Origin of the sequence: Cellulomonas fimi, from assembly GCF_012952065.1 — a bacterium.
GTDB classification, from domain to species: Bacteria; Actinomycetota; Actinomycetes; order Actinomycetales; family Cellulomonadaceae; genus Pengzhenrongella; species Pengzhenrongella fimi_A.
The window spans coordinates 20,307-31,259 of the sequence record NZ_JABCJJ010000028.1; the positions used below are offsets into that span (position 1 = coordinate 20,307).

The window sequence follows — 10,953 nt, forward strand, 5'->3', positions numbered from 1 at the left end:
AGCGGCCCCTCCGAGGGGACCAGACCTACCACTCCGCGAGGCTGCCGTCCCGTCGGTGCCAGACCGGCGTGCGCCACCGGTGCCCCAGCTCGTCCGCACGTCGCACCGCCCCCTCGTCGACGGTCACCCCGAGCCCCGGCGCCGTCGGTCGGTGGATGTAGCCGTCGGTGAACGCGAAGACCGCCGGGTCGACGACGTAGTCGAGCAGCTCGCTCGAGCCGGCGTTGTAGTGGATGCCGATCGACTGCTCCTGGATGAGCACGTTCGGCGTCGCGAAGTCCACCTGGAGCGACGCGGCCAGCGCGAGCGGACCGAGCGGGCAGTGCGGCGCGATGGCGACGTCGAACGTCTCGGCCAGCGCGGCGATGCGTCGCACCTCGGAGATCCCGCCCGCGTGCGCGACGTCCGGCTGCAGCACGCTCACGCCCGCCTCGAGCGCCGGGAGGACCTCCCAGCGCGAGTAGAGGCGCTCACCGGTCGCGATCGGGACCGAGGTGCCCTGGACGAGGCGGGCGAGCGCCCCGGTGTTCTCCGGGAGCACGGGCTCCTCGACGAACAACGGGTGGAACGGTTCGAGCAGCGGCAGGAGGCGCCGCGCGTAGCCCGCGGAGACGCGCCCGTGGAAGTCGAGCGCGAAGTCGCCGTCCGGGCCGAGCGTCTCACGGGCCGCCTGGGCGCGCGCCAGGATCCCGTCGGTGTCCTGAGCGGAGCCCAGGTGGTCCAGCGGTCCGGACGCGTTCATCTTGACCGCGGTGAGGCCCGCCTCGAGCTGGGCCGCGACCGCTTCTGCCACACCCGTCGGGTCGTCGCCCCCGACCCAGCCGTAGACCCGCACCTTCTCCCGCACCGGACCGCCGAGCAGCTCGTGGACGGGGAGGTCCAGGGCCTTCCCCTTGATGTCCCACAGCGCCTGGTCGATGCCGGCGACGGCGGAGCTGAAGACGGGACCGCCGCGGTAGAACCCGCTCTTGGTCATCCGCTGCCAGAGCCGCTCCCCGTGTCGCGGGTCCTCGCCGAGGAGGCAGTCCTCGAACGCGTGGACGGCGGCCCGGACCGCCTCGCCGTGCCCCTCCAGACTGGCCTCTCCCCAGCCGACGACGTCCTCGTCCGTCGCGATCCGGACGAACACCCAGCGCGGCGCGACGAGGAAGGTCTCGATCTGGCGGATCTTCATCTCATCTCCGTCGACGAGGGGAACGGTCGGTCGCTCAAATCATACCTTTGGCGCTCGGGCGGCGTCGACGACGTCCGCGTGCAGCGCGTCAGCGCCCGTGGTGCTCCACCACGGACCGGACCTCGGTCACGATCTGGCGCATCGCGCTCTCCGCCGTGGCCGGGTCGCCGTCGCGGACGGCAGCCGCCAGGAGCTGGTGGAGGATCACCGCGACGTTCTCCGGCCGGTGCGGCATGAGCTGCTTCTCGTGCCGGGCACGCAGGACCTGACCGGTCACGTCCGAGAGGGCGGCGAACATCTCGTTCCCGCACGAGCGCAGGATCGCGGCGTGGAACTCCAGGTCGGCCTCGAGGAACCCGTCCAGGTCCTCGGCCTCCGCGGAGATCGTCATGGCGTCCGCGAGCCGGACGAGGCGCTCTCCGAGCCCGGGCGGCGCCGCCTCCGCCGCGAGCGACGCTGCGACCGGCTCGATCGCCAGGCGCAGCGACACGAACGATCGCATCTGGCCCTCGCCGTCGTGCTCCAGCCGCCAGCGCACGACGTCGGACGCGAACACGTTCCACTCGTGCTCCGGTCGGACGGTGACCCCGACGCGCCGCTGCGGCCGGACCAGGTCCATCGACTCGAGCGAACGGAGCGCGTCCCGCACGACGGTCCGCGACACCCCGAACTCGGCCTGGAGGTCCTCGATGCGCAGCACGGTGCCGGCGGCACGCCGCCGTGCCACGATGCTGCGCCCCATCTCGTCGAGGACCCGGCGGCTCAGCGTCGGGCGAGGGCCACTCATGCGCGGTCGATCAGGGACCGGACGGCCTCGAGCTGCCGGGGGTCCGCCACCGCGGAGCCGAGCGAGACGACCCGGGCCCCGGCGTGCAGGAAGGCCGGCGCGTTCTCCGCCGAGATGCCGCCGGTCGCGACGAGCCGCACGAGCGGGAACGGCGCCCGCACGGCGGTGAACCACGACGGGCCCAGGACCGTGGCGGGGAACGCCTTGACCCACGTGAGCCCGAGGCGCACGGCGCGCTGGATCTCGCTGGGCGTGCTGACCCCCGGCAGGTGCGGCAGCTCGCGCTCCGTGCTCCACCGGACGACCTCGTCGTCGAGGCCCGGGGCGACCGTGAACGCCACCCCCGCTGCCGCGACCTCCGCGAGCTGCTGGACCGTCGTCACGGTGCCCGCCCCGACCCCCCGGTCGCGCTCGCGGCCGGCGGCGATCGCCGCGCGCAGGCTCGGGAGCGCGTCCGGTGACTGCACGGGCACCTCGACCTGCGCGATCCCGGCGTCCCACGCGCGGGTGCACAGCTCGACCGTGCGCGCGGGCGGGAAGCCGCGCAGGATCACCATCACCCGTTGAGCGGCGAACACGCTCTCGAACCAGTCGGAGCCTGCGGGTCCGTCGTCCGTCATCGTCCGTCCGCCTCCTCGTCGCCCTCGGGGCGGACCACGGGGCCGTGCCCCGGTCGGTGGTCGCCCACGGTCCCCATCGTCCACGCCGCGAGCGAGTGCCCCAGCCTCAGCCGCTCGGGTGCCGGGTCCCCGCGCAGCCACGCGCCGAGAAAGCCGGCCGCGAAGGCGTCGCCCGCGCCGACCGGCTCGACGACGTGCACGCGCCGCGCCGGCTCGGCGTGCCGGGCGGGGACCCCGGCGCTCCGGTCGATCTCGACCGCCTCCCGGTCGGAGTCCTTGACCACGACGAGCCGCGGACCGTCGATCAGCGCGGCGACGTCGTCGGCGGTCGACGTGCTCCACAGCCGCTCTGCCTCGTCCAGCCCCACCAGCACGATCGTCGCGCGGCGGGCGAGCGCCAGGAGCCGCTCCGCCGCGTCGTCCGTCGACCACAGCGTCGCCCGGTGGTTGACGTCGAACGACACGGGGACGCCGAGAGCGGCGCAGCGGTCCAGGACGGCGTCCGTCATGGCCGCGCACGACTCCGACAGCGCAGGGGTGATCCCGGTGAGGTGGACGAGCCGCGTCCGGTCGAGCGGCCAGCCGTCGACGTCGCCGGGGGACAACGCGCTCGCCGCCGAGCCGTGACGGTAGTAGAGCACGCGCGTGCCGCCGGGCGTCGGATCCTTGAAGAAGACGCCGGTCGGGGCGTCGGCGCGGCGCGGCACCCACGAGACGTCGACGGACGCCGCGGCGAGGCCAGCGGCGATCCGCTCGCCGAGGGGGTCGTCGCCGAGCGCGCTCACCCAGCAGCTCGCGAGGCCGAGGTCGGCGAGGTGCCGGGCGACGTTGGACTCTGCACCCGCGTACGTGAGAGCGACGGACGAGGTCCGGGCGAGTCGCTCGCCGTCGGTCGGCGCCACGAGCGCCATCGTCTCGCCGATGCAGACGGCGTCCAGCGCCGACGGCTCACTCACGCGGGTCCTCCGGTCGTCCGTTCGTCTGACCCGCGACTCTAGCCTCGCCGCGGTCAGGGGTCGCCGCCCCGCCCGTCCAGCGCGGGCACCACCGGGCACCCGGCCAGGTGGTCGTCGACGAGCCCGCAGGCCTGCATCGCGGCGTACGCGGTGGTGGGTCCGACGAACCGGAAACCCGCGGCCTTGAGCGCCGTGGCCAGCGCCGTCGACTCGGCGGTCGACGCCGGCACCTCGGCCCACGTCGTCGCGCGCTGCGGACGTGGCGCGGGGGCGAACGACCAGAACAGGCCGGTCAGCGTCCGGCCCTGCTCCCACAGCGCGAGCACCGCGCGGGCGTTCGCGACCGTCGCGTCGATCTTGAGCCGGTTGCGGACGATGCCGGCGTCGCCCAGGAGGCGTGCGACGTCGTCGTCGTCGAAGCGGGCCACCGCCTCGGGGTCGAAGCCAGCGAAGGCCGCGCGGAACGCCGGACGCTTGCGCAGGATCGTGATCCACGAGAGCCCGGACTGGAACGCCTCGAGGCTCACGCGCTCGTACAGCTCGCTCTCGCCGCGCACCGGGACGCCCCACTCCGTGTCGTGGTACGTCTCGTAGAGCGGGTCACCGTCACCGAAGCAGCGCAGGCCGGGAGTCGTCATGCGCTCACTCTCCCCGGCGGGACCCACGCGGCCCGAGCAGGCGCGACGGACGTGTGCACGAGGGCTCGAGACGGTCGGCTCGGGTCGGGCGACGCGCTTCTCAGGCGCGGTGGCGTCCCGGCAGCCGACCCGCGTGCGGGGTGGGCCGCTGGCCGGGGATCCCGTACCACTCGTTGGCCGGACCGGCGGGAACCTTCGCGAGCCCCGCCTCGACGGCGATGAGGATCTCCTCGGTGGGAGGGTGCGCCGGCCCGCGCAGCGCTTCGCGGGCCTCGTGTGCCGCGTCGTCGCGGTCAGGTCCGGTCATCATGCCGAGAACTGTAGGGCGACCCGCGCGGCTCGGGGCAGGGTCCGGTCGTCCCTTTCACCCCGCAAGAGCCGGTGCTGTCACCCGGTCTGCCCAACGGAGCGGGACGTCACGGGCGTCCCGCTCGACCGGGTCATCCCGCGAGGGCGGTGCGGATCCGCTTCTCCGAGACGGGCACGGGAGTGCCGAGATGCTGCGCGAAGAGGCTGACGCGCAGCTCCTCGATCATCCACCGGACGTCGCCGAGGGCCGCGTCCCGAGCCGGGTCGGGCGGTCCCGCAGCCGCCCGCTCGCGCGCCGTGCGGTACTCGTCCTCGAGGTCGTGGATGCGCCAGGCGAGCTCGGCGTCGCGGTTCGGGTTGTCGGCGGCCTTGCCGAGCCGGTGCTGGGCGGCGCGCAGGTAGCGCACGAGGTGCGGGAGCCGCGCGGCGCCGACCTCGGACACGAAGCCGTCGTGCACCAGGTCGGCCGCCTGCTCGCGGACGTCCTGCAGCGTGTTGAGCAGCGCGAGGCTCGTCGCGCCGCGCACCGCGACGTCGAGCTCGCGCGCGGCCGTCAGCACCGCGACAAGGTCGGTGACGACCCGGTGCACCGTGTCCTCGAGCCCGCGGCGGACCGTGGCGCGCAGGGCCTCGTACCCGGCGCGGTCGCGGACGTCGGCCGCGCCGGTCGGGCCCGCGCCGGTCGGGCCCGCAGCGCCCGCGTGCGCCGTCATCAGCGCCTCGATCGCCGCGACCTGCACGTCGGTGACCAGCGCGTCCGTGCTCCGGTACGGGCTCGCGGCAAGCGTGAGCGACTGCGTGCCCGACCACCGCGTCGTCACCCGCGCCGTCGCCAGGCCGGTCTCGATCAGCAGCAGCCGCCTGAGTCCTCTGTGGTGCGCGCGCGCCTGCTCGACCGGGTCCGCCAGCACCCGCAGCGCGACGTGCACGCCCTTGCCGGGGCCGGGCTCCTCGACCAGCGCCGCGTACCCGCGCACGCGGAACCCGCCCGGTCCCGCCGTCTCGACCACCGCCGGGAGGTGATCGTCCGGGAGGTCGCCCGGCCAGGTCGCGAGGCCGGTCTGCTCGGCGATCGCCGGCGCCGCGAGCGGGAGTCCGTCGTCGCCCCCTGGCCGCGGCGCTCCGGCATCGTCCACGCCCGTGCCCGACGACGCCGCCTCGCCCGCGCGCATCGACTCGCGCACGGCGTCGCGCACCGCCGAGCGGACCGCCACCCGCACGGCGTCCTGCGTGTGCGCGGCGAGCCGGCGCTGGAGCGCGAGCAGGTCCTTGCTCTCGTCGAGCACGACGCCGTGCGCGCCGGCCTGCCCGCCGCGGTCCTCCTCGACGCGGAACGTCATGCGCAGGTGCGCCGGCAGCCGCTCGTCGTCCCAGGCGTCGTCGGGGACCTCGACGCCGCGCAGCGCGCGCACGGCCCGGGCGACGGCGTCGTGCATCGAGTCGGCCATGTCCGCGGCGCGGACCGTGTCTGCCCAGCCCGGGAGGTTCTCGTCGATCCAGCGGACGACGTCGCGCGCCACGTCGGGCGCCGGCACCAGCTGCACGCGGACCGGCTTGGCGAGGGAGCGGATCAGCGCGGTCACCAGCTCCTCGCGCAGCCCCGGCACCATCCAGTCGAAGCCCTCCGGCCGCACGCGCCCGAGCACGACCACGGGGATGTGGACCGTCACGCCGTCGGCGTCGGAGCCCGGCTCGAACTGGTAGGTCAGCGGCAGCTCGAGGTCGCCCTGCGGCCAGAGCGACGGGAAGTCGGTCTCGCTGACGCCACCCGCGGCGTCGTCCCCGCGCACGAGCATGTCGAGCGTGAAGGTGAGCAGGTCCGGCTGGGTGCGGCGCGCCGTCTTCCACCAGGTGTCGAAGTGGCGGGCGGAGACGACGTCGGCCGGGACGCGCTCGTCGTAGAAGGCGTAGAGCTCGTCGTCGTCGATCACGAGGTCACGGCGGCGGGCGCGGGCCTCGAGGTCCTCCGCCTGGGCGAGCAGGTCGCGGTTGTGGTGGAAGAACTGGTGGTGCGTCGTCCATTCGCCCTGCACCAGCGCGTGCCGGAGGAACAGCTCGCGCGCGTGCTCGGGGTCGACCTTGGCGTAGAGCACGCGGCGCTGGGTGACGAGCGGGACGCCGTAGAGGAGCACGCGCTCGTCGGCCATCGCGGCGCCCTGTTTCGTGGACCACGCCGGCTCGGAGTACGTGCGCTTGACCAGGTGCGTCGCGAGCTCCTCGGCCCACTCGGGCTGGATGCGCGCGACGTCGCGGCCCCACAGGCGCGAGGTCTCGACGAGCTCGCCGGCCATGACCCACGCGGGCGGCTTCCGGGACAGCGGCGAGCCCGGGAAGATCGCGAACTTGGCCCCTCGCGCGCCGAGGTACTCGTTGCGGCCGCCCTTGCGCGGCCTGGGTGGGGGCTTGGCGCCGCCGCGGGCAGCGGACGCGCGGACCTCGGTGACCTCCTGCCTGCCGATCTGCGAGAGCAGGCCGGCGAGGAGCGAGACGTGGATGCGGTCGGCGTCCCAGTCGAGGCGGAGGTTCGTGGGGGTGTCGGCGGTGTCGGACGCGAGGGTCTGCTGGGCGGCGCCGGGGGCGGTGCGGCGGCGGGGCTGTGTCGCGGGTGGTGCGGCTGGCGTGTCAGACGCGGCGCGGTGCGGGGGGCGCGCGAGGTCTGACACTGCGGTGTCCGTGGGCGCCCGACTCGAGCTGTCAGACTCAGCGCGCGCCGGGGACCGCGTGCTGTCTGACACGTCGGTTGCGCGAGCGGCGTCGGCGGCGGTGCGGAGGGAGCGGTGCCGGTGCGGCGGGTCGACGCGGATGCCGAGCGGCTTGGCCATCTCACGAAGCTGCGTCACGACGTCCTGCCACTCGCGCAGCCTGAGGTAGTTGAGGTGCTCGGCGCGGCACATGCGCCGGAACGCCGAGCCGGACAGCTCGCGCTGCGACTCCTTCACGTACTCCCAGAGGTTGAGGTAGGCGAGAAAGTCTGACGTCGGGTCGGAAAAGCGGGCGTGGAGCTGGTCGGCGTGGGCGCGGGTCTCGGTCGGGCGCTCGCGGGGGTCCTGGATCGAGAGCGCGGCGGCGACGATCATGACCTCGCGCGCGACGCCGCGGCGTCCTCCCTCGACGATCATGCGCCCGAGCCGAGGGTCCATCGGCAGCTGCGCGAGCGCGCGCCCGACGTCGGTGAGCCGCGCGGCGGCGGGAGCTGGACGCGACGTGTCAGACCTGCCGCGGTCCATAGCGCGCGCTGGGTCTGACACGTTGCCGGGGGGCTGCGGTGCGTCGGACGTGTCAGACGTGCCGCGGTCTGTGGCGCGCGCTGGGTCTGACACGTCGGAGGGGCTGGGCGCCGTCGCGAGGGCGCCGAGCTCGGTGAGCAGCTGGACGCCGTCGCGGATCGAGCGCGTGTCGGGCGGCTCGACGAACGGGAACCGAGCGACGTCGTCGGGCGTGGCCGCGACCCCCACCGCGACCATCTGCAGGATCACCGACGCGAGCGACGTGCGCAGGATCTCCGGCTCGGTGAACTCGGGGCGCGACGCGAAGTCGGCCTCGGAGTACAGGCGGATCGCGATGCCCTCCGCGACGCGCCCGCACCGGCCGGACCGCTGGTTGGCGCTCGCCTGCGAGATCGGCTCGATCGGCAGCCGCTGGACCTTCGTCGCCTTGGAGTACCGCGAGATCCGGGCGGTCCCGGGGTCGACGACGTAGCGGATGCCCGGAACCGTCAGCGAGGTCTCCGCCACGTTCGTCGCGAGCACGATCCGGCGGGTGGTGTGCCGCTCGAACACCCGGTGCTGCTCGGCGGACGACAGGCGCGCGTACAGCGGGATGATCTCGATCGCGTCGGGCCGACGCTGGTCGGTGACGCGCTCGCCGAGGTGGCCCCGCAGGGCCTCGTCGGCGTCGCGGATCTCCCGCTCGCCCGAGAAGAAGACGAGGATGTCGCCCGGCCCCTCGGCGCACAGCTCGTCGACCGCCTCGCACACGGCGGTGAGGGGATCGCGCTCCTCGACCTTCGCGACCCGGGTCGCGCCCGCCCCCGACGTGTCAGACCGTGCGCGAGCCCCGGCGCGCGCGCGGTCTGACACGTCGGGGGTGGAGGGGTCGTCGGGATCGGAGCCCGGGCGGCCGGGGCCCTCACGATCGGGTGAGAGGGGGCGGTAGCGGATCTCGACCGGGTACGTGCGACCGGTGACCTCGACGACCGGCGCGGGCACGCCGTCGGGCCCCGCGAAGTGCTGCGCGAACCGCGCCGAGTCGATCGTCGCCGAGGTGATGACCACCTTGAGGTCGGGCCGCTGCGGCAGCAGCCGCGTGAGGTACCCGAGGATGAAGTCGATGTTGAGGGACCGCTCGTGGGCCTCGTCGATGATCAGGGTGTCGTAGGCGCGCAGCATCGGGTCGCGCTGGATCTGCGCGAGCAGGATCCCGTCGGTCATGACCCGCACGAGCGTCTCGTCCGACGACGTGTCCGTGAACCGCACCTGGTACCCGACGATCTCCCCGAGCGTCGTGCCGATCTCCTCGCTGATCCGCTCCGCGACGGTCCGCGCGGCGATCCGCCGGGGCTGCGTGTGCCCGATCTGCCCGTCGCGTCCACGCCCGAGCTCGAGCGCGACCTTCGGCAGCTGCGTCGTCTTCCCCGAGCCCGTCTCGCCCGACACGATCACGACCTGGTGGTCCCGGATCGCCGCGGCGATGTCCTCGCGGCGCGCCGAGACGGGCAGCTCGGGCGGGTAGGTGATCGCCGGGACGACGACGCCGCGGCGCACCTGCGCCTTGCGGCTCACCCGGCCGCGCTGGCGCCCGTCGAGGGCCTCGGGCGACTCGGGCTCGAACCGCGGCCGGTCTGGCGCGAGCCCGGCGTCGTCCGGCCGACGATCCGCCCGACCGCCGCGCCCACGACCGGAGCCGCCGCGGCGTCGTCGGGCACGAGCGGTCGGGGCCTCCGCCCCGCCCGACGTCCCGGACCCGCTCTGGCTCTCGCTCACGACGCACCATTGTCCCCGACCTCCGAGCGAGGTCGCGAGCGGGCAGCGTGCGTGGCGGTCGGCGGTGCGGCGGTCGGCGGTGCGGCGGTCAGCCGGCGTCGACCCCCGCCGCGGCGAGCGGTTCTGTGTCGAGGTCGTCCGGGTCCTGCGTGTCCTCGTCCGGGCTCTCGGCCTCGGCCCCCGCCTCGGATCCCGCGAGACGCAGCTTGGTGCACAGCCGCTCGAGGTCCTCGAGCTCGCCCGGCTCGAGCGACGACCCGACGCGCTCGATGATGGCGCGCGCGTGGATGCGGCCCATCCGGCGCTGGAGCTCGCGGCCCCTGTCGGTGAGCGCGACGAGGGTTCCGCGACCGTCGGCAGGGTCGCGCGTGCGGTGGACGAGCCCGTCGGACTCCATGCGCTCGACCAACCGGCTGAGCCCGGGCTGGCTGAGGCGGACGTTGTGCGCGACGTCGCGCAGCCGGGCCTGCCCGCCCGCGAACCCGGTCAGCGTGTAGAGCACGTCGTACTCGGGCATCGTCACCGGCCCGCCGCGGAAGTCGACCGCGAACTCCTTCATGAGCGTGATCTGGGCGCGCAGCAGCGACTCCCAGGCGTTCATGGCGGCGTGGGTCATGGCGGGTGCTCCTCCGGGTCGCGCGGCTCCGGGCCGTGCGCGGGCATGAACCTAGTCTCGCCCGTGCAGCCGCCCCGTGGGGGTCCGTTCGCTGCCCGCGATCGGCGCCCGGGCCCGCTCGGACGTAGCATCGTCGGCGCGAAGGGAGCAGAGGCGATGAGCGAGCACACGGAACCCGCCCCGTCGGACGGCGAGCGGCGCGCGGTCGGGGCGCTCGACGCCGCCGGGATCCGGTACACGCTCTCGCGCCACGGGCGCGTCTCGTCGCTCGCCGAGGCCGCCGCCGCGCGCGGCGTCGAACCGGCGGGCATCGTCAAGACGATCGTCGTGCGCCGGGCCGACGACGACTTCCTGCTCGTCCTCGTCCCGGGCGACCGCACCATCTCGTGGCCGAAGCTGCGCGAGCTCCTCGGCGTCAGCAGGCTCTCGATGCCCGACGCCGGGACCGCGAAGGACGTGACCGGCTACGAGCGCGGCACCATCACGCCCTTCGGCTCGATCCGGCCGTGGCCGGTCGTCGCGGACGAGCGCGTCCGGGGGACGGTGTCGATCGGTGCCGGGGCGCACGGGGTCGCCGCGACGGTCGACGGCGCGGAGCTGGTCCGGGCGCTCGGCGCGCAGGTCGCGGACGTGACCGAGCCGGAGGACCCGAAGGGCTGACCGGGCCCGCTGGCCGCGGGGAGCGGCTGCCCGTTGCGCTCGGAGCCGTCAGACCCGCTCGGAGCTGTCAGACCTGCGCGGAGCTGTCAGACCCAGATCCGCGAGTAGTGCGGTTTGGTGGGTGTGTCGCGGAATGAACAGATGCCCCTGATCTGGGAAAATGAGGCTTGTTGAGGTTCTCAGGTCCCAGATCGAAGGGCATCTGTTCGAT

9 protein-coding genes are annotated in these 10,953 nt (G+C 74.5%); 1 reads left to right on the forward strand and 8 read right to left on the reverse strand.

Annotated features, from left to right (window positions below; translation table 11 throughout):
• Positions 1–25: 25 nt before the first annotated feature.
• The 8 genes from dgoD to HIR71_RS13775 all read right to left on the reverse strand — a co-directional run bounded on the left by dgoD (position 26) and on the right by HIR71_RS13775 (position 10,082).
• A complete protein-coding gene (gene dgoD / locus HIR71_RS13735; protein ID WP_169325634.1) occupies positions 26–1,174 on the reverse strand; it encodes a galactonate dehydratase in 1,149 nt (382 codons plus the stop codon).
• A gap of 88 nt (positions 1,175–1,262) precedes the next feature.
• Entirely contained in the window at positions 1,263–1,961 is a 699-nt protein-coding gene (locus tag HIR71_RS13740; protein WP_169325635.1) for a FadR/GntR family transcriptional regulator, read from the reverse strand.
• Positions 1,958–2,581 carry a bifunctional 4-hydroxy-2-oxoglutarate aldolase/2-dehydro-3-deoxy-phosphogluconate aldolase gene (locus HIR71_RS13745; protein ID WP_169325636.1) on the reverse strand — a complete coding sequence of 208 codons (624 nt, stop codon included), beginning with the start codon at positions 2,579–2,581 and terminating at the stop codon, positions 1,958–1,960. Before HIR71_RS13745 ends, HIR71_RS13740 begins: the two co-directional genes overlap by 4 nt.
• Positions 2,578–3,537 carry a sugar kinase gene (locus HIR71_RS13750; RefSeq protein ID WP_311836287.1) on the reverse strand — a complete coding sequence of 320 codons (960 nt, stop codon included), beginning with the start codon at positions 3,535–3,537 and terminating at the stop codon, positions 2,578–2,580. The genes HIR71_RS13745 and HIR71_RS13750 overlap by 4 nt, the downstream gene beginning before the upstream one ends.
• Positions 3,538–3,590: 53 nt before the next feature.
• On the reverse strand, positions 3,591–4,175 hold the full coding sequence (locus HIR71_RS13755; protein ID WP_169325637.1) for a DNA-3-methyladenine glycosylase I: 585 nt from the start codon (positions 4,173–4,175) through the stop codon (positions 3,591–3,593).
• A 100-nt stretch (positions 4,176–4,275) separates the two neighbouring features.
• Positions 4,276–4,485 carry a hypothetical protein gene (locus HIR71_RS13760; protein WP_169325638.1) on the reverse strand — a complete coding sequence of 70 codons (210 nt, stop codon included), beginning with the start codon at positions 4,483–4,485 and terminating at the stop codon, positions 4,276–4,278.
• A gap of 130 nt (positions 4,486–4,615) precedes the next feature.
• Entirely contained in the window at positions 4,616–9,466 is a 4,851-nt protein-coding gene (locus HIR71_RS16510) for a DUF3418 domain-containing protein (protein ID WP_396031726.1), read from the reverse strand.
• An 88-nt stretch (positions 9,467–9,554) separates the two neighbouring features.
• On the reverse strand, positions 9,555–10,082 hold the full coding sequence (locus tag HIR71_RS13775) for a MarR family winged helix-turn-helix transcriptional regulator (protein ID WP_169325639.1): 528 nt from the start codon (positions 10,080–10,082) through the stop codon (positions 9,555–9,557).
• A gap of 156 nt (positions 10,083–10,238) precedes the next feature.
• On the opposite strand from HIR71_RS13775, the gene HIR71_RS13780 reads away from it, so the two are divergent.
• Positions 10,239–10,742 carry an aminoacyl-tRNA deacylase gene (locus tag HIR71_RS13780; RefSeq protein ID WP_169325640.1) on the forward strand — a complete coding sequence of 168 codons (504 nt, stop codon included), beginning with the start codon at positions 10,239–10,241 and terminating at the stop codon, positions 10,740–10,742.
• The last annotated feature ends 211 nt before the right edge of the window (positions 10,743–10,953 follow it).

Coding starts and splice junctions, on each gene's coding strand:
- dgoD (WP_169325634.1), bottom strand. CDS start 1,174: ATGAAGATCCGCCAGATCGAGACCTTCCTCGTCGCGCCGCGCTGGGTG.
- HIR71_RS13740 (WP_169325635.1), bottom strand. CDS start 1,961: ATGAGTGGCCCTCGCCCGACGCTGAGCCGCCGGGTCCTCGACGAGATG.
- HIR71_RS13745 (WP_169325636.1), bottom strand. CDS start 2,581: ATGACGGACGACGGACCCGCAGGCTCCGACTGGTTCGAGAGCGTGTTC.
- HIR71_RS13755 (WP_169325637.1), bottom strand. CDS start 4,175: ATGACGACTCCCGGCCTGCGCTGCTTCGGTGACGGTGACCCGCTCTAC.
- HIR71_RS13760 (WP_169325638.1), bottom strand. CDS start 4,485: ATGATGACCGGACCTGACCGCGACGACGCGGCACACGAGGCCCGCGAA.
- HIR71_RS13775 (WP_169325639.1), bottom strand. CDS start 10,082: ATGACCCACGCCGCCATGAACGCCTGGGAGTCGCTGCTGCGCGCCCAG.
- HIR71_RS13780 (WP_169325640.1), top strand. CDS start 10,239: ATGAGCGAGCACACGGAACCCGCCCCGTCGGACGGCGAGCGGCGCGCG.